The following is a 21,363-nucleotide window of genomic DNA, read 5'->3' as shown; positions in this document are numbered from 1 at the left end:
CCATGACCGACACACGTTCCCCGCGAACCGTCGCCCGCGAGTGCGTCGAGGCGGGCGTCGCCGCCGCCGATCCGGAGCGCGCCGTGCGCGAGCGGGTCGCGCTCGACGGCGAGACGCTCCGCGTCGGGGACGCCGCGTTCGACCTCGCGGACTACGACCGGGTCGTCGTCGCGGGCGGCGGGAAGGCCGCCGTCGCGGTCGCTCGCGGGCTGGAGACCGTCCTCGGCGAGCGGATCGACGAGGGAGTGGTCGTGACCGACGACCCGGGACGCCCGGGCGGAGACGAGGACGGGGACGGAGACGGGACGGAGGACCTCGACCGCGTCGAGGTCGCGGTCGGCGACCACCCGATCCCGAGCGAGCGCGGCGTCGCGGCCACCGGGCGCGTCGTCTCCCTGCTCGAATCGGCCGACGAGCGGACGCTCGTGCTCGCGCCCGTCACCGGCGGCGGGAGCGCGCTGCTCGTCGCGCCGACCGTCCCGCTCGACGAGATGCGGGCGACGACGCGCGCGCTGGTCGAGAGCGGCGCGCCCATCGAGGCGATCAACGCCGTGCGAAAGCGCCTCTCGCGGGTCAAGGGCGGCGGTCTCGCCGCGGCGTCGACCCCGGCGACCGTCGTCGCGCTGCTCGTGAGCGACGTGGTCGGCGACGACCCCGCCGTGATCGCGAGCGGGCCGTTCTGTCCGACCCTCCCCGACCTCGACGCCGAGACGGTCCTCGACCGCTACGACGTGACGGTGCCGGAGTCGGTCCGCGCCGCGCTGCGGGAACGATCCGACGAGGAAGTCGACGCCTCGCACGTGCACACTCACATGCTCGTGACGGCGCGCACCGCGCTCGACGCGGCCGGCGCGGTCGCTCGCGAGGCGGGCTACGATCCGCTCGTGCTCGCGTCGGGGATGCGCGGGGAGGCGCGCGAGATCGCCCTCGCGCACGTCGCCGTCGCGGAGGAGTGTCTCGCCGCCGGCGAGCCTGCCGACCCGCCCGCCGTCCTCCTCTCGGCGGGCGAGTGCACCGTCACCGTTCGCGGCGACGGCACCGGCGGGCCGAACCTCGAGTTCGCGCTCGCGGCGGCGCTCGAACTCCCCGAGGACGCGACGTTCGCCAGCGTGGACACGGACGGGCGGGACGGCGGGACCGACGTGGCGGGGGCGCTCGTCGACGCCGGGACCGTCCCTCCCGAGGACGCGGAGGCCGCTCGCGACGCCCTCGCGGCCAACGACGCCTACCCCTTCCTCGCCGCCCGCGACGCGCTGCTGCGCGTCGACAGCGCGACGAACGTGAACGACCTCCGGGTCGTCGTGCTCGACGCGCCGGAGGATACGCCCGACGCCGCGGCGGACTGAGGGCGAGCCGACGGTCAGAGCGATTCGACGGACCGACGGTCCGACGGTCCGACGGATCGACGCGGCAGATCGACGGTCGCCCCGCCCTCAGTCGAGGCAGGCCGCGACGACCCGCAGCATCGCCTCGCCGCTCACCTCGTCGGCGAACATCGGGACGCGCTTGATCTCGCGGGAGCGGAACACCTCCTGCGCGCGGTGGAGCGCCTTCTGCTGGCTCTGCCACCGGCGCTTGCAGAACTCACAGCCCTCCGTGTCGGGCTTGACGAACCAGTCGACGTCCGCGTCCGAGCCGACCACGTTCGATAGGTCCTCCGTGACGCGGTTGACGACGACCGATTGCGCGGGCACGCCGAAGTCGTCCAGTTCGCGGAGCAGGCGCTCGGACTCGACGACGCTCAGCCGTTCGGGGACCATCACCACCCGGAAGTCGGTTCGCGCGGGGTCAGAGAGCGCCGCGCGCAGGCGCTGGATGCGATCGGAGAGGTCGCGCAGTCGGTCGAGGCCCTCGCTCGCGTCCGGGTCGCCGAACGGGCCGGGCATCTCCCCGAGCATCCCGCTCATCCGCTCGCGGAAGGCGAGGATCCGCCCGACCATCGAGTCGAGCGCCTCGGGCAGCGAGAGCAGGCGGAGCGTGTGGCCCGTCGGCGCGGTGTCCACGACGACGCGCTCGAAGCGCTCGTCGTCGAGGTACTCGAGCAGCAACTGGAGAGCGGCCGTCTCGTCGGCCCCGGGCATCGCGCCGCCCATCGGGTTCGCCTCGCCCCCGCCGAACAGTTCGTCCATGCCGCCGAACCCCTGCTCGAACGGCGTCGCCTCCGCCGCCTCGGGGTCGATCTCCACCGCGTAGAGGGGGACGTCGTCGCGGATCCGTCCCGGTTCGCTCGGGATGGCCGTCTCCAGCACGTCCGACAGCGAGTGCGCCGGGTCCGTCGAGACGACGAGCGTGGGCGTCCCGTCGCTCGCGCTCGCGAGCGCCGTCGCCGCCGCCATCGTCGTCTTTCCCACCCCGCCCTTCCCGCCGTAGAGAACGTACCGCGGGGCGTCGACGCCCTCCGGCGTGAAGTCCTCGTCGTCGAGCGACTCGACGGCCTCGACCTCGACCTCGAACTCGTCGGCGCTCCCGCGCTCGACCGCGTCCGCGTCCGGATTCGCGCTCATTGCCGGGGCTACCCGGCGACGACTTGAGTACTCGTTGGTGTCCTGCGACGCCCGACGAAGGTTCAAGTACCGGAACGGAACCAGATCCCTCGGACGCCGCCTCGCGGCGCGGTCGTTCGACGTGGCCCCGACGACCGTCAGTCCGGATAGCCGATCGCTCCCCGATCCGCCGCTCCCCGCGCGATCGGCTGCGCACCGCGACCCCCATCCCCTCGCCAGTGACCTCTCCGATCCTCCGCCGGTGGCTACTTGCCCCCGCGGTCCCTCCCCCCGCCATGGCCGACGACACCCCGATCGCGGAGCGGGTCGGCGAGGCGCTGCGCGCGGCGGACGCCACCCTCGCCGTCGCCGAGTCGTGCACCGGCGGCCTCGTCGGGTCGCTCCTCACCGACGTGGCGGGCTCCAGTGACTACTTCGACCGGTCTGTCGTCACCTACTCCTACGACGCGAAGCGGGACCTGCTGGCCGTCTCCCGCGAGGCGCTCGACGCCCACGGCGCGGTGAGCGAGGCGGTCGCCCGGCAGATGGCCCGCGGCGTCTGCGACACCGCCGACACGACGTGGGGGCTGGCGACGACGGGCATCGCCGGCCCGTCCGGCGGGAGCGACGGGAAGCCCGTCGGGACGGTCTACGTCGGCGTCGCGAACGCCGCGCCCTGGGGTACCGGCGCGTCGCGGACGACCGTCGAGCGGTACGTCTTCGAGGGATCGCGGACCGAACTGAAGCGGCGGTTCGCCGAGCGCGCGCTGTCGGACCTGCTCGCGCGCCTCGAACGAGAAGTGCAAGAGCCTTAGCGGGCGCTCCCGAGAGTCGGCCCGTGAACAAAGAAGGTCACGTCGTCAACGGCCTCCTGCTGGGCGTCGGCCTGGGGTTCGTCCTCGAACCGGGAGGCGACGCGGGGACCCTCTACGCCGTCGTGGCGGTGACGGTGCCCGTGGTCCTCGGCGCGCTCCTCCCCGACGTGGACACCGCGTTCGGCGTCCACAGGAAGACGCTGCACAACCTGCCCGTCCTCGGGTTGTTCGTCGCCTTCCCCGTCGTCTTCGACAACCTCCACTTCGTCTGGGTGGGGGTGCTCACCCACTACGTCCTCGACGTCGTCGGCAGCAAGCGCGGCATCGCGCTGTTCTACCCGCTGCGGAGGGAGTACGGTCTCCCGACGGGCGTCGCCACGAGCAGTCGCTACGCAAACGCCGTCACGCTCGCCGTCACCGCCGCCGAACTCGCCGTCGCCTACGCGCTCGTCCGCGTCGCGCCCGGCGTCGTCGCGAGCGCGTTTCGGGCGCTCCCCGCGGGGATCGCCCCGTAGACGCCCGTCGTCCGAGAGTATCTACCGTCCCGTACCCCGGTCAGTACACCCGCACGTCGTCGAACCGACCCTCGTACGCGACGTGCCCCGGGTGGGTCGGTTCGGTCGCCGAGAGGAGGATCCGATCGACCTTCCCCCAGGTGTTCTCGTAGCCGAGGTGCGCGAACTCGAGCGCCCGCCGGAGGTTGTGTTCGAACCCGTCGCGGTGGAACACCCGCATCGACGCTCCCGATCGCAGTCTCGCGGCGAGGTCGGCCGCGCTCTCGATCGGCTCCTCGAACGTCGTCCACGCCTCGCCGATGCTCCCGCGGAGGTGGGCGTACGAGGAACCGAACCCCGGAAGCCCCGCGTGCCGCGCGATCTCGCGGGCCCGCTCGTTGTGAAAGTCCCAGTGCTTCGGGTTGTACACCTCGACGGCCCGAACGTCGTAGCGCTCGAGGTCGGCCGCGCTCAGGCTCACGTTCAGGAACTCGGGGTGGGGAGCCAGCGCCGCCGCGCCCTGGCGGTCGAGTTCGCACATCGCACCGTCGAGGGTGACGAAGTCGGGGACCGGCTTCGAGAGGCCCACCGCGAGGACGTGCTTGCGGTCGCGCCACGACCCCGTGAATATCTCGCGGGCGGGGATCACGAGGAGGTCGTCGTCGGAGAACGCGTCGGCCTTGGCCTCGATGCTCGGCAACCGAGTGAAGTGCGGCGCGTAGACGATGGCGTCGAGGCCGCGGGCCTTCGCCCGCTCGACGACGCGCTCGTCGAGGATCTTCACGTGCATGTCCACGCGGAACTCGTCGCTCACTCGCGGCGCTTCCGCCGCACGGAGGTTAGTGGTTGCGTTTTGCAGAATCCGACGACGCGTGTCAGCCAAGGCCGCGATTCGTGAATGGACGACCGTCGATCCGTTCGCGGGAGCGCGGAGAGCGCGTCAGCGCTCTTCGCTGTCCAGTACGCGGATCTGATCGCCGCGGACCGTGACGGGGATGGGGACGGTCGCCTCGTAGAGTTCGACCGTCACCTGGTCCTTGCTCTCGTCGATGCGCTGGACCTGCGCCTTCTCGCCCTTGAAGGGCCCGGCGATGAGTTCCACGATGTCGCCCTCCGCGATCCCCTCGACGTCGGGTTTCGGCGAGAGGAAGTGTTCGACCTCCATGATCGACGACTCCCCCGGAACGATCCCCCGCGCGTGGGGGATCTCGTCGAGGATGCGATCGAAGACGGTCGCGTCGTCGGCCTCGACCATCACGTAACTCGTCAGCGAGTCCGGCGCGAGGACGGCGTGAATGGACTCCTCCTCCCGGTTGACGAGCATGTCTGCGACCGTCCGCTCCTGGCTGGCCGTGGTCTTGACGGCGTAGATGGGCATTAGACGCCTCCGGGGAGGAGCGTCATGATCACGAAGATGACGAATCCGATGAAACCGACGAGCACGATGCCGGCCCCGGCGATGAGCGCCACCTGTGCGAACTCCTCGCGCGAGGGGGTGCTCGCCAGCTTCAGCACCCGAACGTACGAAGAGAGGTCTTTGGGAACTTCCATACCCGCCCTTACCGACGGGCCTTTTTCTATCTTTCTACCTTTCTACACCCCGACTGGCGAAGAAACGTCGGCCCGTCGGCCCATCGGTGGTCGGCGGAAGAGCAAACGGGAAGGGAGAGATCGAGAGCGGGGGAAGGGGGATCGAAACCCCCGCGAGCGTCACTCGACGTAGTCGATGTCGTCGCCGTCGTCGGTGAGTTCGCGGGTGTCGACCTGCTCCTGTCCGTCGCCCTTGCCGTAGATCTGCGGCGACTCGACGCCGGTCACGACGACCATCGTCTCCATCTTGCTCTCGAACTCGGCGTTGACGCTCGCACCCCAGATGATCCGCGCGTCGGTGTCGACGCGCTCGTAGATCTCCTCGACGACGCCCTCCGCCTCCTCGATGCTCATGTCGGGACCACCGACGACGTTGATGAGCGCGGAGTTGGCGTTCTGGAAGTTCACGTCGAGCAGCGGGGAGCGGAGCGCAGAGCGGATGGAGTCGCGCGCCTTGTTCTCGGAGTCGGACTCGCCGAGGCCGATCATGGCGACGCCGCCGTTCTCCATGATCGTCTTCACGTCCGCGAAGTCGACGTTCACCAGCCCGGGCTTCGTGATGAGTTCGGTCATCCCCTTGACCGAGCGCATCAGCACGCGGTCGCAGATCTTGAACGCGTCCTGCAGCGGCAGGTTCGGCGCGTAATCGAGCAGCCGGTCGTTCGGGATGACGATGACGGTGTCCGCGACCGAGCGGAGGCGTTCGAGGCCCGCGTCGGCGTTCGCGCGGCGGCGCTCGCCCTCCGCGGTGAACGGGATCGTCACGACGGCGATGGTGAGCGCGCCGGCCTCCTGGGCGGCCTGCGCGACGACCGGTGCGGAGCCCGTGCCAGTGCCGCCGCCGAGTCCCGCGGTGATGAACACCATGTCGGAGTCGCCGATGGCCGACTGGATGTCCTCGATGTTCTCCTGGGCGGCCTCCTCGCCGATCTGCGGGACCGACCCCGCGCCGCGTCCGCCGGTGCGGGTGCGCCCGATGAGGATCTTCGTGTCCGCCTGCACCTGTTCGGCGAGGTGCTGGGCGTCGGTGTTCGCCGCGACGAGCCGCGCCCCGTGGATGCCCTCCTGGGCCATCCGCGTGACGGTGTTGCCGCCGCCGCCGCCACAGCCGAACACCGTGATCTTCGTCTCGAGGTCGCGGACGATCTCCGCGAGTTCCTCGTCGGTCATCGTCCCGGCGGACGATACCGGGTCGGTGTTCTGGGGACCCGCGCCCCCGACCCCGTTCCCACGCGGGGCGTTCTCCTCCCGTTCGCCTTCGGCCTCGTCGATGGCCTCCTCGATAAGCGAGTCCATACCTGCGCGATGAATTACAGACGCGAAATAACTATCTTTCGCCGTTTGTCTGACGGTCGTCAGACGTTCACGAAAGTCTGAACGTCCGCTCGCGCTCCCGGCGGACGGCGGCGGGGTCGATCCGCTCGCCGTCGACGGTCACCGCCTCGCCGTCCGCCAGTCGACCGAACGCCGGCCCCTCCGGGACGCCCGCCTCCCGGGCCAGGCTCGGGTCGAACGCCATCTCCCGGGCGACCGCCGCGTCGCCCTCGCGGACCACCTCGTCGTACTTCTCGCGGAGGACGGCCAGGAGCGCCTCGACGAGCGCGCCGCGGTCGCCCCGCGCGGGGACGACCGCCCGCCCGGCGAACAGCGTCCCGTTCTCCGCGGTCGTCACGGCGATCGACCGCTCGCGGGCGGCCGCGAGGACGCCCTCGCGGTCGATCCCGTTGGCCTCCGCGAGGAGTTCGTCGGGGAGGCCGACGACCGTCCAGTCGTTCCACTCGTCGGCGTCGACGTCGGTTCGGCTGCCGAACCGCAACCCCTCCTCGACGGTCGCCACCTCGTCCTCCAGCCGTTCGACGAGGTCGAGGGGGACGCCCGACGTCGCTCGCACCCAGGTCTCGCTCACGACGCGGTAGCCGAGGTCCTCCACGACCTCCACGAGGTGCGGGCGGGTCCCCTCGACGAGCGCGTGACGCGCGCCGCTGCGCTCGAACGCCCGGTCGATCACGTCCGGGTGGGCCCTGACGGGGCCGAGTTCCTCCAGTGACCAGTCGGCGGCGACGTGCCCGACCGCCCAGTCGGTCTCGCGGACGACGCGCTCGAAGCGGGGGGCGTAGTGGCCGCCGCCGAAGCCGACGAGCGTCCGCTCGCGGTCGGGCGCGACGCCGCGGAGGTCGAGGATGGCCTCGGCCACCGCCCGCGCGCCCGCCGGGTCGCGCCACTGCGCCTCCTCGCTACCCAGTTCGACGAACATCGATGGCGTCTCGATCGCGGTCGGCCCGTGGTGGGTGCACTCCGTCCCGACCGCGTACCCCTCGGGGGCGCGTTCGCGGAAGGCGTCGAGCACGCGAGCGTGGGCGTTCGGACAGGCGCGGGCGAAGGCGCGGTCCTCGCCGCCGTAGGTCGCCTCGCCGAAGTTCCCGGTGTGGTGGGCCGTGAGTAGCGGTCCGGTGTCCCCCGAGTGGCGGGAGGCGAACGCGAGCAGGTCGGGGTCGTCGAAGGCCTCGTCGGCGCGGTCGAGATCCAGATGCAGCGCGTCGAACTCGCGCAGTTCGGCGTCCGGGAGACGGTAGACGGTCCCGCCCCCCTCGGCGTCGGGGCGGGCGTCGTCCTCGGTCGCGGTCCAGTCGGCGAGCGCGAGCAGGTGCTCGCCGACGTGGACCGACGCGGCGTCCCCGCGGCTGACGACGATTCCGAGCACGGGAGGAGCGTGGCGGGCGGCGGGCTAAACGGCGTCGGTGTGGACGGAGGGGCGAGGAGGGGCGAGGAGGTGAGAGAGGACGGTGAGAGGAGCGGAGCGAGAGACGGACGAAGACGAGAGCGGGGAATCGAGGAGCGAGCGTCGGGCGCGACCGGGACTCAGTCGTCGGCGCGTTCGGCCTGCGGCTGGGACGACCGGATGGCGTCCTGGGCGGTCGTGGCCGTCCGGGAGAACAGCCGCCGGAGATCGTCGCGCCGCCGGTAGAACAGCCACAGTCCGAGAACGAGGTAGACGACGGTGTAGGCGTAGAGGACGTCGATGCTGAGCGCCTCGGCCCTGGCCTCGGGCAACGTCTGGATGAGGACGAACTCGATGACGACCTGCGAGACGAACAGGACGAGCAGGCTGATCGCCTCGCGCATGCTGATCTCGAAGTTGGACAGGATGGCGAGCGCGAACAGGCTCTGTGCGGCGGTGATCCAGATCTCGGCGACCTGCTTCTGATCGAACGGGAGCGCCCCGAGGTGGCCTGCGGCGATGCTGTAGACGACGGCGAGGGTGCCGATGAGCAGCGTCCACTGGTTGAGCTTCGAGGAGATGAGCGCGTTGAAGCCGGCGGTCGAGCGCGCCTTGTTCACGAGGTAGGCGACGACGATCAACTCGGGGCTCTCGCTCGCCAGCGGCGCGATCCACTGAATCATGAAGAACGGCGGAACGCCGGCCTGCTCGCCCAGGATCTCGAGTCCGTGAGCGAACGGTTCGACCGCGATGAAGATCATCGTGCCGGAGTAGGCGAACAGCAGGATCACGCTGGCGATCCGCGGCCCCTTCGAGAACGACTGGAGGTACGCCGGGACGCCGACCTGCCCCTCGTGTTCCTCGACGTCGCCGCGGATGATGATCGAAATGTAGAGGAGGTAGAGACCGACGAGGACGGCGGTGTCGACGAGGCCGATGCCGCCGGCGGGACCGCCGTTGTCGAGCGTCGCCATGCTGAACGGGACGAAGAACGCGAACGCCGTCGCCGCGAGCAGGAAGGCGATCTCGGTGGCGATGTCGCGGTCGAGTTCGACCGCGTCGCGGAGGAACCCGTCGCGGAATTTGACGGCGGGGTCGTGGGACGTCTTCGCGCGGAAGACGGTGAAGAGCGCGATGGCCGACCAGCCGATCCCGATGAGGATGCGGTTCGCCCCGGTCATGTTGGCGACCGCGAGGTTGGCCGCCTCGGTCCCGCGCGCCGTTCCCTCGAAGGCCCCGGCCTGCCACGCGTAGAGCGCGTCGACGGCGTACTCGGGGGCGACGGCGAGCACCGCCAGGACCGCGATGGCGAACGCCCGGGGGACGTCCTTCTCGGCCGTCTCGGCCCCCCACGCCAGCAGGAACGACGCGCCGAGGACGGCGAGCCCCGCCACGACGACCGTCGTACCGGCCGGGAGCGTCTCTCCGGGCGAAACGTGTCCGCCGTGGGTCGCCCACGTGAAGACCCACGGGAGCGTGAGAAGCACCGTCAGAGCGACCGCAGTAAGCGGATGGCGAAGACGACGTAACATCGTGTGAAGTGGCGCGAGGAGCGTACGTATCTCTTTTGTTACGTTCCGATTCGAGCGGGCCGAGACGGGAGAGAGGACGACGCGGTGCCCCTCGTCCCACCGGCCCGTCGGCGCGCGTCGACCGCCTCGCTTATCGCCCCTCGTTCCGACCGGTCGCCCATGCAGGTGTTCGGACTCATCGGCAATCCCGTCGGGCACTCCCTCTCGCCGCCGATGCACGAGGCGGCCTACCGCGAACTCGATATGGACGCCCGGTACGTCACCTTCGAACCCGAGCCGGACGACCTCGCGGACGCCGTCTTCGGCGCGCGGGCGCTCGGCATCGCTGGCCTGAACGTCACCATTCCGTTCAAGCGCGACGCGCTCGACCTCGTCGACCCCGATCCGCTGGCCGCGCGCATCGGCGCGGTCAACGCGATCGACGTGCCCGCCATGCGCGGCTACAACACCGACGCCGAGGGGGCGGTGCGCGCGCTCCGCGAGCACGGCGTCGACCTCGCGGGGACGGCCGTCGTCGTCGGGGCGGGTGGCGCGGGCCGGGCGGTCGCGTTCGGCCTCGCCGACGAGGGGATGCGGGTCCGGATCGCCAACCGCACCGTGGCGCGGGCCGATGAACTCGCGGCGGCGGTGGGCGGCGACGCCACCGCGTGCGGTCTCGACGGCCTCCCCGACGCGCTCGCGGACGCCGACGTGCTCGTCAACGCCACGAGCGTCGGCATGGAGGAGGATCGATCGCCCGTGCCCGCGGAGGCGCTCCACGCCGACCTCGCGGTGCTCGACGCGGTCTACGCGCCGGTCGAGACGCGCCTGCTCCGGGACGCGGACGCGGCGGGGGCGACGACCGTGGACGGCGCGTGGATGCTCCTCTATCAGGGGGTCGCGGCGTTCGAGCGCTGGACCGACCGACCCGCGCCCGTCGCGGCGATGAACGACGCGCTTCGGGCAGGTCTTTAATAGTCCCTCCCTATCTACTACCGGATATGAGCCTCATCGAGAAAATTAAGTCGGTCCTCGGCATCGGGGATTCTTCGAAGGGCGGTGAGTCGCGGCCATCCGCCGGCGTCACCGTCGAGCGCGAACCGTCGGAGAGCGACGCGGTCGAGACGGGGCGCGAGTCCGCCGCGGCGGACACGGACGCGACCGGATCCACGGGGTCGATCACCGAGGAGCCGCCGGAGGAGGACGTCGAGGCGGCGGCAGAGCCGGCGGAGGCCGCCGGCCCCGCCTCGCAGTCCGAACAGCCCGAGGACGTGGAACCGTCGGTCGAGGAGGGCGAGACCGAGGGCGCGGAGGCGGAGGACGCGGAAACCGAGACGGCGGCGGAGACTGACGAGACCGCCGCGGAGGAGACCGAACCGGAGGAGACCGAGTCCGAGGCGATCGCGGAGGAGGAGGCGGCGGGGGCCGGAACCGACGCCGCCGCCTCCTCGGAGACGCTGGTCGACGAGGAGGAGGGCGTCGAGCCGGGGGAGGCCGCCGGCCCCGCCGGCGCCGAGACGGGCGACGAAGCCGCCGAACCCGCCGAGGCGGCGGGGCCAGCCTCGGGAGAACCGGAGACGGTCCGCCCCGTCACCCGCCTCAAGGGGATCGGTCCCGCTTACGCCGAGACGCTCGCCGACGCGGGCGTCGAGTCGATCGACGACCTCGCGGACGCCGACGCGGAGGCGCTGTCCGACCGGACGGGCATCTCCGCGAAGCGCATCCAGCGGTGGATCGACCGGGCGAGAGAGCGCTGACGACCGGTCGACGAGCGTCCGTCGCCGATCGCAAGACCGTTATCCCGACTCGTCCTCCGTGACGGTGATGCCGACGGTCGCGACCGACCGGGACGACTTCACCGCGGCGGCGAGCGGCGCACCTCCCGACGCCCGCGTCCCCGCCGAGGTGCGCGTCGCGGCCAACCCGTTTCTCGCCTACCGCCGCGCCCGCGACGGCTCGCCGTCGGTCTTCCTCGAGACGAGCGGCGGCCGCCCCGGGTGGGGCTACTTCGCCGTCTCGCCGATCGAGACGCTGACCGTCGCGCCCGACGCGGACGGGGGGAGCGACACGCTCGACTCGCTCGACTCGCTCGGAACGCTCGCCCGCCGACTCGACCGCGAGACGCTGATCCGGGGCGACTGTAACGTACCGTACCCCTGCGGGGCCTTCGGCTGGCTCTCCTACGACGTCGCCCGCGAACTGGAGGACCTCCCGGAGTCGGCGGTCGACGATCGCGCCCTGCCGCACCTGGAGGTGGCCGTCTACGACGCCGTCGCGGCGTGGGAGGAACCGCACGACGGCGAGACGACCCTCCGGGTGACGGCCTGCCCGCGCGTCGGCGACGACCCCGCCGCGGCGTACGAGCGCGGGCTGGACCGGGCGCTCGCGCTGGCCGAGCGCGCGACGGCGGGCGACCCCGCCGTCGGTCCGCCGCCGGTCGCCGCGAGCGAGGTGCGCTTCGAGCGCGAGTGCTCGCCCGCGGCGTTCGCGGAGCGCGTCGCCCAGGTCGAGGAGTACGTCCGAAGCGGCGACACCTTCCAGGCGAACGTCTCCCAGCGCCTGCGCGCGCCGGCCGCCGTCCACCCCGTCGAGGTCTACGCCGCGCTCCGCGAGGTGAACCCCGCGCCCTACTCGGCGCTGGTCGAGTTCCCCTCCTGTGACCTCGTCTGCGCCAGCCCGGAACTGCTCGTCCGCCTCGAGGGCGACCGCGTCGTCACCGAACCCATCGCCGGGACACGACCGCGCGGCGCGACCCCCGAGGCGGACGCGGCGCTGGAGCGCGACCTCCTCGCGGACGGGAAGGAGCGCGCCGAGCACGCGATGCTCGTCGACCTCGAACGCAACGACCTCGGGAAGGTGTCCGAGTACGGGAGCGTCGAGGTGACCGAGTACCGCCGCGTGGACCGCTACTCGGAGGTGATGCACCTCGTCTCGCTCGTCGAGGGTCGCCTGCGCGAGGGGTGCGACCTCGCGGACGTGATCGCGGCGGTCTTCCCCGGCGGGACCGTCACCGGCGCGCCCAAGCCCCGGACGATGGCGATCATCGACGAGGTCGAGGCGACCCGCCGCGGGCCCTACACCGGGAGCATCGGTGCGTTCGGCTTCGACGGCCGGGTAACGCTCAACATCGTCATCCGGACGCTCGTACGCCACCGCGAGGAGTACCACCTGCGCGTCGGCGCGGGGATCGTCCACGACTCGGTCGCGGAGCGCGAGGACGAGGAGACGCTGGCGAAGGGTCGGGCGCTCGTGAACGCGCTCGACGCCGCGCTCGAAGAGCAGCGGTTGACGATGGAGGGACGATGATCCTACGAGAACGGACACGGCATCCGCGAGCGACCGCAGGGAGTGAGCGGTTCACCGGGCGCGAACGCAGTGAGCGCCCGGCCTTTTTTGGTCCTTCCAGAACCGCGTGGCGGTTCTGGAAGCCTGTTGGACGCGAAGCGTCCAACAATGCAGATTTTTTGGCGGGGTTCGAGGCGCGGCGAAGCCGCGCCGAGGACCCCGTGAAAAAAGGTGGTTGTCCGTGATCCTCGTCGTCGACAACTACGACTCGTTCGCGTACAACCTCGTCCAGTACGTCGGCGTCCACGACGAGGTGGTCGTCCGGCGCAACGACGCGATCGACGCGGCGGGGATCCGGGCGCTCGACCCCGACGGGATCGTCGTCTCGCCCGGCCCCGGAACGCCCGAGGCGGCGGGCGTCTCGACGGCCGTCTTCGCCGACCTCGACTACCCGACGCTCGGCGTCTGCCTCGGCCATCAGGCGCTCTGCGTCGCCAACGGCGTCGCGGTCGGCCACGCGCCCGAGGTCGTCCACGGCAAGCCCTCGACGATCACGCACGACGGCCGGGGGATCTTCGCGGGCCTCCCCGAGCGCCTCACGGTCGGTCGCTACCACTCGCTCGCGGTGACCGACCCCGACCTCCCCGCCTCCCTCGAGGCGACCGCCCGGACCGACGATGGGGTGGTGATGGGCGTCCGACACGCCGAGCGACCGCACGAGGGCGTCCAGTTCCACCCGGAGAGCATCCTGACCGAACACGGCGAGCGAATGGTGCGGAACTTCTGTCAGCTATGTACTACCACGTGAACGGCCAACTGGTACCTGCCGAGGAGGCGACGGTGAGCGTCCGCGACCGGGGCTTTCTCTACGGCGACGCCGCCTTCGAGACGCTCCGCGCCTACGGCGGCGAGGTGTTCGAGTGGGACGCCCACCGCGCGCGCCTGGAGCGCACCTGCGAGGCGCTCGGCATGCCCGACGCCGCACCGGACGACCTCGCGCTCCGGATCGCGGAGGCGCTCGACGCGAACGACCTCGAAGACGCCTACGTCCGCGCCTCGGTCACGCGAGGCGTCCAGCCGGGACGGCTCACCCCCGCCGAGGACGTGGACCCGTCGGTCGTGGTCGTCGTCGAACCGCTCCCGCGGGGCGGCCTCGGCGGCGAGTCGGTGTGGGACGGCCCCGCGGTCGTCCAGTCGGTGAAGACCCGCCGGACGGCCCCGAACGCGCTCCCGCCCGACCTGAAGACGCACAACTACCTCAACGGGATCCTCGCGCGCCTCGAACTCCGGCGGGCGTCGAGCGACGCCTACCGCCCCGACGAGGCGCTGATGCGCGACGCCGACGGGTTCGTCGCGGAGGGGGCGACGAGCAACCTCTTCTTCGTGGACGACGGGACGCTCAAGACGCCGGCGGAGGGGTCGATCCTCCCGGGGGTCACCCGGCGGGTCGTCCTCGACCTCGCCGCGGACGAGGTGTTCCCCGTCGAGGTCGGCCGGTACGCGCCCGACGACGTGCGCGGGGCCGACGAGGCGTTCCTCACGAACACGACGTGGGAGGTGCGGCCGATCGCGAGCGTGGACGGCATCGAGGTCGGCGCGGGGCCGATCACCCGCCTGCTGGCGCGCCTGTTCGACGAGCACGTCGAGGAGCGCTGTTACCGTCGGGAGTCGTCCCGGCGAGAGCCGTCCGCGCCCGACGCGCCCGACGCCGACGACGGCGACGACGGCGACGACGGCGACCACAACCCTTGAACCGTCGGCGACCGAACGCGAGGCATGGACGAGGACCGCCGCATCGCGAGCGTTGAGGAGGTGCCCGAGGACGGGACGCTGCTGTTCACCGTCCGCGACGGGTTCGACACGGAGGAGGTCGTCCTGATCAGACTCGCGACGGAGGACGACGAGGGGGCGACCGGCGGGGACGCGTCGGTCGCCGCGTGGAAGAACTACTGTCAGCACTGGACGGACGTGCGCCTCGACAAGGGGAGCGGCGCGATGGTCAGAGACGGCGAGATCGTCTGTCAGCGCCACGGCGCGACCTTCGAGCGGGACTCCGGCTACTGTACCTTCGGTCCCTGCGAGGGGGCCTACCTGGAGGAGGTGGCCGTCGCGGTCGAGGACGGCGCGGTCTACCTCGCCGACGACCGCTACGAGTTCGCCAACCTCGGCCCCTCCGGCGAGCACGACCTCTCGACGGGGAGCCGCATCGACTTCTCCGGTACCTGACCGCGCTCATCGGCCCGCGGCGTCCCTCGGTCCGCGCCGCCTCGCCTTTCGCGCCGATCAGCGGATCGTGAACGTCGGTTCCTCGACGCTCTCCGCCTTGCACTCCGGGCACCGCGAGGGGCGATTCAGGAGGTCGTCGAACCCGTCGAACCCGCACTCGCGACACGCCGGGGGCGCGACGAGCAGCCGTTCGTCGGTCCCGTCGAGCGACTTCGCGATGTGTTCGACGTGCGAGAGCGCCGTCCCGGTTCGAACGCCGAATTCGGCGGCGAGGGTGCCGGGGGCGGCGGGTTCGCGGCGGAGGTGATCCGCGATGCGCTGGCGGGTCGTCTCGCGCTCGGTGCGCATGCATCGACGCTCGACGCCGACCGGTAAAACCCTTTCTCGGGGTCGCGAATCCGAACGTTCCGAGTTTGAAGCCGCAATGCCTATGCGCGCGGGAGGAGACGCGGCGAGTATGTACGCAGTCGTCTTGGCGGGTGGCTACGCGACTCGACTCTGGCCGATCACCCGCCACCGCCCGAAGATGCTCCTCCCGGTGGGCGACACGACGGTCATCGATCGTATTCTGGCGGAACTGGAGGCGGACGACCGCATCGATCGGGTCTACATCAGCACGAACGAGCGCTTCGCCGGCTCGTTCGAGCGGCACCTCGACGACGAGCACTACGAGAAGACGCAGCTCTCCATCGAGGAGACGGTCGCGGAGGACGAGAAGTTCGGCGTCATCGGCGCGCTCGCCCAGCTCGTCGAGCGCGAGGGGGTGGACGACGACCTCCTCGTCGTCGCCGGCGACAACCTCATGGGCTTCTCGATGGGGGACTTCCTCGACGACTTCGAGGAGCGCGGCGCGCCCACGCTGGCCGCCTACGACGTCGGCTCCCGGGAGAAGGCGACGGATTACGGTCTGGTCGCGCTCGACGGCGACCGCGTCGTCGACTTCCAGGAGAAACCCGAGGATCCGAAGAGCACGCTCGTCTCCATCGCCTGCTACGCCTTCCCCGAGGAGTCGGTCCGCTTCGCGGAGTACCTCGAGGGCGACAACAACCCCGACGAACCGGGCTGGTTCATCGAGTGGCTCCAGGCGAACGAGGCGGTCTACGCCTACCAGTTCGACGAGCCCTGGTTCGACATCGGCACGCCCGAGGCCTACCTCGAAGCGGTGGCGTGGGCGCTCGACGGCGGGACCCTGGTCGCGGAGGACGCCCGGGTCGAGGACTGCGACCTCGGCGGGAACGTCCACGTGATGCCCGGCGCGACCCTCTCCGACGTGTCGCTCTCGAACGCCGTCGTCTTCCACGAGACGGCGGTCGTCGGCGCGTCGATCTCCGACTCCATCGTCGACGAGCACTGTCGCATCGAGGGGAAGGACCTGCGGGGCTCGCTCGTGGGGTCGTACTCGCGGTTGCAGTAGGTGAGACGGGTCACCGCGAGTTACCGGAAGCGACCGCCCTCGATCGCGAACCCGCCGACCGTCAGTATCACGCCGACGAGCGGCAGCAGGAGCACGATCGGGGTTCAAAAGAGCTGTGTGACGAAGATCGCCAGGAGCGTCAACTCGACGCCGAGCACCATGTATCGTAGCCCTTCCGGCCCTGAGAATTCGTCATGCGGTGGCTGTGTGCGGGGTCGTATATACAGCTACGCGTGTCCTTCCGGCCGTGGATCACCACCGAGCACGGCCGTTCGACGCGACCGTGTGTCTGCGGTGTCGAATCACCGAGTTACGTTCTTCGACCGCAGTGCAGTGACTCGACGAATCGCCCCGTCGGACGACTCCGTACTGACCTCTAACTGTCGTACGCCACGAGCATGGACCGTAAACCGAGTGAGGTACCCGAGCTACAGATACGGACGTGGACTCACCGGACAGAACATCGGCGACTCGGTGAGGAGGTGTCGCAAGACGCGAACGTGTCCGGACCCGACGACGAGCACCATCCGCTCGTCGCCGGGCTCCATCGCTCGCCAGAGGTTGTGGACCATCCGAATGTTCCGGTCGTACCACGTCGCGAGCAACCGCGGACCGCCGAAGTTGTCCCCCTCCCCCCACGGGATGAACCTGTGGAACATCCCCTCGTGATTGACCCGGAGGTGCTCCTCTCGATTCATCCAGCGCAGGTACTCGGGAATAGTCGAGTCGGCGAGTCGCTCGTTCTGCTCGCGCTCGAACGCTTCGAGATCAGTCACGGTGACCTGCGTCTTGGCGTCCGGTTCGACTCCGCGCTCCTCCAACGCCTCCGCGTCTTCGTTGGCGAGCCACACCGGGTAGTCGATTGGATAAACCTGCTCGTGATCCAGCACCTCCGCGAGTCGAAATCCGATCTGGACGACCTCGCTCCGACACTCCGTGTGTAATTCGTCGCGATACGGGTGCGGAGGCTCGATCTCCTCCTCCCGTTCGTATGACCGTACACCGGCGCGGTACTCCCGATAGAGCGCGTTTACCTCGTCGCTCCGGTCGTAGGGACGCTCGACGGCGACCCGCTGGGGCTCCCACTTCACGAGGCAAGCAACCAGGTCTGTGAGTTCGTCCTGCCGGCGTTCCGTGAGAACGTCGTCCGCGTCGACGTTCACCGTGTCTAACCCCGGATTGTCCATGTGATACGTCCCGAGTAGGAGCACTCGCACTTGGCCGGGCTTGCACTCCGGCCACGCGTCGGAAACCGTTTCATCTATTTTATTCTCTGCCATCAGATGCGAGATCCTGCCTCTTGAATATAAACCCCCTTTCCGTGGTTCTCAGAGCGTATACCGTTCGATACGGGGATCACAATGACGCCGTCCGTAGAGGAACGGTGAACGATTCACATCGCTCGGGGGGTGTCTAACGCCCCGTCGATGTGAATCGGGACAGCGCAGGTCTCGGTTCCATCTTCGTACTGTAGTGTGACCATCACGCTTCTGGGAAAGGTCCGAAGGAGGGAGAGATAATCGGGATTGACACGGGGGTCATACGACGCAGTGACGTGGACGCCGTCGGTACTATATCCACTCCCGGTGTACCCATCTGAATTGGTATACCGTCTCTCGAGAAGGGTCTGCACTCGGTCATTGGCGATTCGATAGCAGCGAAAACGCGTGTACTGTTCGAACGGAACGGTCGCGTATCTCGGTTCGTCCCCTCCTCGCGCAACCACCAGGCGGACAGTGTCGTTCGACGGATAGTACCGACCATCCCCGAAGTCGAGAGTACCTGTCGCGGTTATCGGGTCGTCGGCTGTTCCCGCTCCAACGCCGCTCACCCATGCTCCCGCGAGAAAGACCACGACGCACGCAGTGATCACACTCAAAGCCAAAGAACGGCGAGGAATTCGAGAGGTCATTATCCTCGACAAACACGATCCATCAGGTAAGCTTTCCGTCGCCCCGCGTCGTCTTCCTCGTCGGATCGTACTTCGGCGTATTCGTGGTGCTCGGCGACCTATATCGCGGTTCTATCGAACGATATCTTCTTGTCAACGACCTGCTTCTCGAGGCCATGAGTTCCGCTCTCCTCGTCGTGGATGTTCAGCACGCCTTCTTCGAAGATCCGGGACTCGCTCACGATGCCGATGCGGTACTGGGCAGGATCACTGACCTCGTCGCCGACGCTCGCGATGCCGAGGTTCCAGTCGTCTACGTCCAGCACGACGGCGAGTCCGGTCACCCCGCCGAGGTCGGGACGCGCGGCTGGGAGATCGCCGACCGGATCGTACCCTCCGACGACGAACCGGTCATCAGAAAGCGTGCCTGCGACAGCTTCGACGATTCTGACCTCGGTACGGTGCTCCGCGAGCGCGATGTCGAGCGAGTGGTCACGGTCGGGTTCGCCACCGAGCAGTGCGTGGATACGACCTGCCGTCGGGCGCTCAGCGAGGGATTCGACGTCACGCTAGTCAGCGATGCTCACACGACCGTCGACCGCGACGACCTCCCCGCCACGACGACCATCGTCCACCACAACGCCGTCCTTCCGACCGTCGTCCATCCGGAGCGCGCCGTCACCGTTCTACCGTCCGCCGAAGTGGCGTTCGATCGCTCGTCGACGACGGTTTAGTCGGTCGTCAGTCGCCGAGCCACGCGTCCTCGATGCGAAGTCGACCACGCGTCCCGTCCCACTCCGTCTCGTACTCCAGCACCTTTCTGCTCGTCGGGTTTCCTCGCTCGCGCTCCGCGCTCGCTACGGGAACCGCTCCTCGCAAAATCTGCACCAAAAGGGCCGTCCCTCGCTCGCTACCGCTTGCTCGGGACGGTGAACCGCGCTCGCTTCGCTCGCGCGGACGCTCCGTCTACGCTAGCCACGCGTCCTCGATCTGCAACCGCCCCCGCGTCCCGTCCCACTCCGTCTCGTACTCCAGTTCGATCCGTCGCTCCATGTGCGGCGCGTCCACGACCAGCGTCTCGAACTCGCCGCCCTCGCCGAGGACGTGGACGCCGTAGCGGTCGTTGAGCGCCTCGAGGTCCGCGAGGGCGTCGGCGTCCAGCGTACGCCCGAGCCAGGACTCGTCGAGGCCGGCCGCCGCGACCTGGACGATCAGGACCTCGAAGCCGGCGTCGAGCATGGCGTCCGCGAGGTCGTGGGGGTCGCGCCGCCAGAGGGGGGCGAACAGCTCCGCGTCGAGGCGGTCGCACATCGCCCGGATGCGGTCGGTCTGGAAGGTGCTCTCGACCGCGCCGGCGGTGACGCCGCCGATGCCGCCGAGGTCGGCCGCGAGGTCGCGCAGGGCGGCTTCGAGCGGTTCGAGTTCGGCGTCGCCCTGCGCGCCCGCGTCGGCGACGTCGTCCGCGCCGAAGTCCGCCGGTCGCACGGAGACGAGGGGGATACCCACCGACTCGGCGGCGAGTTCCGCGAGGTCCGTGGCGGGGACGTGGTACATGTAGGAGTCGCCCGCCGGGTGGACGGTGACGAGGCGTTCGACGGGGTGGCCCGCTTCGAGCGCGCGATGGAGGGCCCACGAGGAGTCCTTGCCGCCGGAGAAGAGGCTGACCCACGGTCGCGGTTGCATGGCGGCGCTAGCCGAGGGAGGGATAAACGGGCTGCGATCGGCGGCTCATCCCGTCGGACGTCCCGTCGTGACGCGACTCGCCACCTCGGGGTGGCGAGATCCGTGACGACGTACGGCAGACAGTGTCAGGCGCGCCCCTCGACCTCCTCGACGCTCGCCCCGCTCACGTACGACGAGATGCCGACGCCGAGGACGCTGATGAGCAGGCCGAGGACGATGAACACCGCGAGGCGCGTCCCGGCCGTGAGCGCGAAGCCGTCGACCGAGACGGGACCGAGGACGAGCCGGGGGACGCGGACACGGTCGATCACGCCCGCCCGTTCGAGGAAGAAGCCGGTGAACCCGCGGACGACGAACCCGAGGCCGACGACGCCGAACGGGAGGTTCATGAACGAACTCCGGACGCGGTCGTTGGCGAGCCACTCGTCGATGAGCCGACCCATGGCGGCCGCGAGCGCCCCGAGGGCGAACCACGGAACGCTCTCGTGGACGAACTCGAGGGCCATCAACACCGGATCCGACAAACCCGAGGTGCCGATGGCCCCGAGGAACACCCCGACGAGCGCCAGGCCGACGCCCACGACGTAGGTGACGACGGACACGCGCCCGGCGTAGAAGGCCGTCTGGATCTCCCTGGGGAGGCCCGCGAGCGCGTCGTCGACGCCGAGGCCCTTGTAGAGGAAGAACACGCCGATGACGCCGGCGACGACCGCGACGGCGACGGTGACGCTGTCGGCCGCCGCGAGCAGCGCGGGGAAGGCGAGGAGCGCCACGCCCACCGGGACGAGGACGGTCTTGCGGAGTTCCTCGTCCGCGAGCACCTGCTTCAGCAGGTAGTAGGTCGATTCGATGTCGCGCGCCTGCCGGACGATGACCCGGTCGACGGCGTCGACGCGGACCCGGCTCTCGATGATGGGGAGCGTCTGCTCGTCCTCGGCGCTGTCCACGACGACGACGGCACCGTCGGGCCGGTAGGCCTCGACCAGATCGTCGACCTGGGCGGCGAGCGCGCGGTTGGCCTCCACGGTGTTTCCGACGCAGGACAGCACGGCGACGATCGGCTCGTCGCCGTCGGCTCGCAGGTCGCGCGCGACCTTCAACCCCTCCAGCAGGCAGTTCACGTGGCTGTCCTCGGGGTCCTCGACGCCCACCTCGGTCACGAGATCGGCGACCGCCTCCTCGCCGACCAGCGGGACGTCCAGATCGACGCTCCCGCCGCGGTCGATACACAGTACCAGCGTTCCCACGCTTT

Annotated in this window: 22 protein-coding genes; 11 read left to right on the top strand and 11 right to left on the bottom strand. The window is 70.0% G+C overall.

Features of this window, described 5'->3' with window-relative positions; genetic code table 11:
• The first annotated feature begins 2 nt into the window (after window positions 1-2).
• A complete protein-coding gene (locus NKI68_RS12555) occupies window positions 3-1,346 on the top strand; it encodes a glycerate kinase type-2 family protein (protein WP_254543441.1) in 1,344 nt (447 codons plus the stop codon).
• Window positions 1,347-1,433: 87 nt separating this feature from the next.
• On the opposite strand, the gene NKI68_RS12550 is transcribed toward NKI68_RS12555, so the two are convergent.
• Entirely contained in the window at window positions 1,434-2,504 is a 1,071-nt protein-coding gene (locus NKI68_RS12550) for an ArsA family ATPase (protein ID WP_254543440.1), read from the bottom strand.
• A gap of 275 nt (window positions 2,505-2,779) precedes the next feature.
• Between NKI68_RS12550 and NKI68_RS12545 the strand changes: the two genes are divergently transcribed.
• Window positions 2,780-3,298 (top strand): CinA family protein, encoded by a 519-nt coding sequence (locus NKI68_RS12545; RefSeq protein WP_254543439.1) that lies wholly within the window; start codon window positions 2,780-2,782, stop codon window positions 3,296-3,298.
• A 23-nt stretch (window positions 3,299-3,321) separates the two neighbouring features.
• The gene (locus tag NKI68_RS12540) at window positions 3,322-3,813 is read left to right on the top strand and encodes a metal-dependent hydrolase (RefSeq protein ID WP_254543438.1); all 492 of its coding nucleotides are present in this window, start codon (window positions 3,322-3,324) and stop codon (window positions 3,811-3,813) included.
• Window positions 3,814-3,853: 40 nt separating this feature from the next.
• On the opposite strand, the gene NKI68_RS12535 is transcribed toward NKI68_RS12540, so the two are convergent.
• The 6 genes from NKI68_RS12535 to NKI68_RS12510 all read right to left on the bottom strand — a co-directional run bounded on the left by NKI68_RS12535 (window position 3,854) and on the right by NKI68_RS12510 (window position 9,633).
• The gene (locus tag NKI68_RS12535) at window positions 3,854-4,582 is read right to left on the bottom strand and encodes a PHP-associated domain-containing protein (RefSeq protein WP_254546429.1); all 729 of its coding nucleotides are present in this window, start codon (window positions 4,580-4,582) and stop codon (window positions 3,854-3,856) included.
• Between the two features lie 150 nt (window positions 4,583-4,732).
• Entirely contained in the window at window positions 4,733-5,170 is a 438-nt protein-coding gene (locus tag NKI68_RS12530; RefSeq protein WP_254543437.1) for a transcription elongation factor Spt5, read from the bottom strand.
• Window positions 5,170-5,343: a protein translocase SEC61 complex subunit gamma gene (locus NKI68_RS12525; protein WP_254543436.1), complete on the bottom strand. Its 174-nt coding sequence runs from the start codon at window positions 5,341-5,343 to the stop codon at window positions 5,170-5,172. The genes NKI68_RS12530 and NKI68_RS12525 overlap by 1 nt, the downstream gene beginning before the upstream one ends.
• Window positions 5,344-5,502: 159 nt before the next feature.
• Window positions 5,503-6,678: a cell division protein FtsZ gene (gene ftsZ / locus NKI68_RS12520; protein ID WP_254543435.1), complete on the bottom strand. Its 1,176-nt coding sequence runs from the start codon at window positions 6,676-6,678 to the stop codon at window positions 5,503-5,505.
• A gap of 67 nt (window positions 6,679-6,745) precedes the next feature.
• The gene (locus NKI68_RS12515; RefSeq protein ID WP_254543434.1) at window positions 6,746-8,083 is read right to left on the bottom strand and encodes a D-aminoacyl-tRNA deacylase; all 1,338 of its coding nucleotides are present in this window, start codon (window positions 8,081-8,083) and stop codon (window positions 6,746-6,748) included.
• A 158-nt stretch (window positions 8,084-8,241) separates the two neighbouring features.
• Complete coding sequence (locus NKI68_RS12510; RefSeq protein ID WP_254543433.1) at window positions 8,242-9,633, bottom strand: calcium:cation antiporter family protein; 1,392 nt, start codon at window positions 9,631-9,633, stop codon at window positions 8,242-8,244.
• Window positions 9,634-9,792: 159 nt separating this feature from the next.
• Here NKI68_RS12510 and NKI68_RS12505 point away from each other — a divergent pair, with 159 nt between their 5' ends.
• The 6 genes from NKI68_RS12505 to NKI68_RS12480 all read left to right on the top strand — a co-directional run bounded on the left by NKI68_RS12505 (window position 9,793) and on the right by NKI68_RS12480 (window position 15,123).
• A complete protein-coding gene (locus NKI68_RS12505; protein WP_254543432.1) occupies window positions 9,793-10,587 on the top strand; it encodes a shikimate dehydrogenase in 795 nt (264 codons plus the stop codon).
• Between the two features lie 26 nt (window positions 10,588-10,613).
• Complete coding sequence (locus NKI68_RS12500) at window positions 10,614-11,369, top strand: helix-hairpin-helix domain-containing protein (RefSeq protein WP_254543431.1); 756 nt, start codon at window positions 10,614-10,616, stop codon at window positions 11,367-11,369.
• A gap of 67 nt (window positions 11,370-11,436) precedes the next feature.
• Window positions 11,437-12,918, top strand: coding sequence for an aminodeoxychorismate synthase, component I (gene pabB, locus NKI68_RS12495; RefSeq protein ID WP_254543430.1), 1,482 nt, complete (start codon window positions 11,437-11,439; stop codon window positions 12,916-12,918).
• 220 nt (window positions 12,919-13,138) lie between these two features.
• Entirely contained in the window at window positions 13,139-13,705 is a 567-nt protein-coding gene (locus NKI68_RS12490; protein ID WP_368410829.1) for an anthranilate synthase component II, read from the top strand.
• Window positions 13,690-14,649, top strand: coding sequence for an aminotransferase class IV (locus NKI68_RS12485; RefSeq protein WP_254543428.1), 960 nt, complete (start codon window positions 13,690-13,692; stop codon window positions 14,647-14,649). Before NKI68_RS12490 ends, NKI68_RS12485 begins: the two co-directional genes overlap by 16 nt.
• A 24-nt stretch (window positions 14,650-14,673) precedes the next feature.
• On the top strand, window positions 14,674-15,123 hold the full coding sequence (locus NKI68_RS12480; protein WP_254543427.1) for a Rieske (2Fe-2S) protein: 450 nt from the start codon (window positions 14,674-14,676) through the stop codon (window positions 15,121-15,123).
• Between the two features lie 57 nt (window positions 15,124-15,180).
• Here NKI68_RS12480 and NKI68_RS12475 read toward each other — a convergent pair whose 3' ends face one another.
• Window positions 15,181-15,471, bottom strand: coding sequence for a transcriptional regulator (locus NKI68_RS12475; protein WP_254543426.1), 291 nt, complete (start codon window positions 15,469-15,471; stop codon window positions 15,181-15,183).
• Window positions 15,472-15,580: 109 nt separating this feature from the next.
• Between NKI68_RS12475 and NKI68_RS12470 the strand changes: the two genes are divergently transcribed.
• Window positions 15,581-16,537, top strand: coding sequence for a nucleotidyltransferase family protein (locus NKI68_RS12470; RefSeq protein ID WP_254543425.1), 957 nt, complete (start codon window positions 15,581-15,583; stop codon window positions 16,535-16,537).
• 428 nt (window positions 16,538-16,965) lie between these two features.
• On the opposite strand, the gene NKI68_RS12465 is transcribed toward NKI68_RS12470, so the two are convergent.
• A complete protein-coding gene (locus NKI68_RS12465; RefSeq protein WP_254543424.1) occupies window positions 16,966-17,817 on the bottom strand; it encodes a DUF5694 domain-containing protein in 852 nt (283 codons plus the stop codon).
• A gap of 715 nt (window positions 17,818-18,532) precedes the next feature.
• On the opposite strand from NKI68_RS12465, the gene NKI68_RS12460 reads away from it, so the two are divergent.
• On the top strand, window positions 18,533-19,162 hold the full coding sequence (locus NKI68_RS12460; protein ID WP_254543423.1) for a cysteine hydrolase family protein: 630 nt from the start codon (window positions 18,533-18,535) through the stop codon (window positions 19,160-19,162).
• Between the two features lie 232 nt (window positions 19,163-19,394).
• On the opposite strand, the gene NKI68_RS12455 is transcribed toward NKI68_RS12460, so the two are convergent.
• A complete protein-coding gene (locus NKI68_RS12455) occupies window positions 19,395-20,111 on the bottom strand; it encodes a diphthine--ammonia ligase (RefSeq protein ID WP_254543422.1) in 717 nt (238 codons plus the stop codon).
• A 125-nt stretch (window positions 20,112-20,236) separates the two neighbouring features.
• A complete protein-coding gene (locus NKI68_RS12450; RefSeq protein ID WP_254543421.1) occupies window positions 20,237-21,358 on the bottom strand; it encodes a DUF373 family protein in 1,122 nt (373 codons plus the stop codon).
• Window positions 21,359-21,363 lie beyond the last annotated feature (5 nt).

It is taken from the genome of Halomarina pelagica (assembly GCF_024228315.1).
In the GTDB taxonomy this organism is placed as follows: domain Archaea; phylum Halobacteriota; class Halobacteria; order Halobacteriales; family Haloarculaceae; genus Halomarina; species Halomarina pelagica.
This window is presented reverse-complemented; position numbering and strand designations above follow the sequence as displayed.

Excerpts from the sequence above, each read along its gene's own strand:
- NKI68_RS12480 (WP_254543427.1), top strand. The coding sequence starts at position 14,674 with ATGGACGAGGACCGCCGCATCGCGAGCGTTGAGGAGGTGCCCGAGGAC.
- NKI68_RS12525 (WP_254543436.1), bottom strand. The coding sequence starts at position 5,343 with ATGGAAGTTCCCAAAGACCTCTCTTCGTACGTTCGGGTGCTGAAGCTG.
- NKI68_RS12470 (WP_254543425.1), top strand. The coding sequence starts at position 15,581 with ATGTACGCAGTCGTCTTGGCGGGTGGCTACGCGACTCGACTCTGGCCG.
- NKI68_RS12545 (WP_254543439.1), top strand. The coding sequence starts at position 2,780 with ATGGCCGACGACACCCCGATCGCGGAGCGGGTCGGCGAGGCGCTGCGC.
- NKI68_RS12530 (WP_254543437.1), bottom strand. The coding sequence starts at position 5,170 with ATGCCCATCTACGCCGTCAAGACCACGGCCAGCCAGGAGCGGACGGTC.
- NKI68_RS12505 (WP_254543432.1), top strand. The coding sequence starts at position 9,793 with ATGCAGGTGTTCGGACTCATCGGCAATCCCGTCGGGCACTCCCTCTCG.
- NKI68_RS12550 (WP_254543440.1), bottom strand. The coding sequence starts at position 2,504 with ATGAGCGCGAATCCGGACGCGGACGCGGTCGAGCGCGGGAGCGCCGAC.
- NKI68_RS12485 (WP_254543428.1), top strand. The coding sequence starts at position 13,690 with ATGTACTACCACGTGAACGGCCAACTGGTACCTGCCGAGGAGGCGACG.
- NKI68_RS12455 (WP_254543422.1), bottom strand. The coding sequence starts at position 20,111 with ATGCAACCGCGACCGTGGGTCAGCCTCTTCTCCGGCGGCAAGGACTCC.
- NKI68_RS12555 (WP_254543441.1), top strand. The coding sequence starts at position 3 with ATGACCGACACACGTTCCCCGCGAACCGTCGCCCGCGAGTGCGTCGAG.
- NKI68_RS12465 (WP_254543424.1), bottom strand. The coding sequence starts at position 17,817 with ATGGCAGAGAATAAAATAGATGAAACGGTTTCCGACGCGTGGCCGGAG.
- NKI68_RS12535 (WP_254546429.1), bottom strand. The coding sequence starts at position 4,582 with ATGCACGTGAAGATCCTCGACGAGCGCGTCGTCGAGCGGGCGAAGGCC.
- NKI68_RS12500 (WP_254543431.1), top strand. The coding sequence starts at position 10,614 with ATGAGCCTCATCGAGAAAATTAAGTCGGTCCTCGGCATCGGGGATTCT.
- NKI68_RS12510 (WP_254543433.1), bottom strand. The coding sequence starts at position 9,633 with ATGTTACGTCGTCTTCGCCATCCGCTTACTGCGGTCGCTCTGACGGTG.
- pabB (WP_254543430.1), top strand. The coding sequence starts at position 11,437 with ATGCCGACGGTCGCGACCGACCGGGACGACTTCACCGCGGCGGCGAGC.
- ftsZ (WP_254543435.1), bottom strand. The coding sequence starts at position 6,678 with ATGGACTCGCTTATCGAGGAGGCCATCGACGAGGCCGAAGGCGAACGG.
- NKI68_RS12475 (WP_254543426.1), bottom strand. The coding sequence starts at position 15,471 with ATGCGCACCGAGCGCGAGACGACCCGCCAGCGCATCGCGGATCACCTC.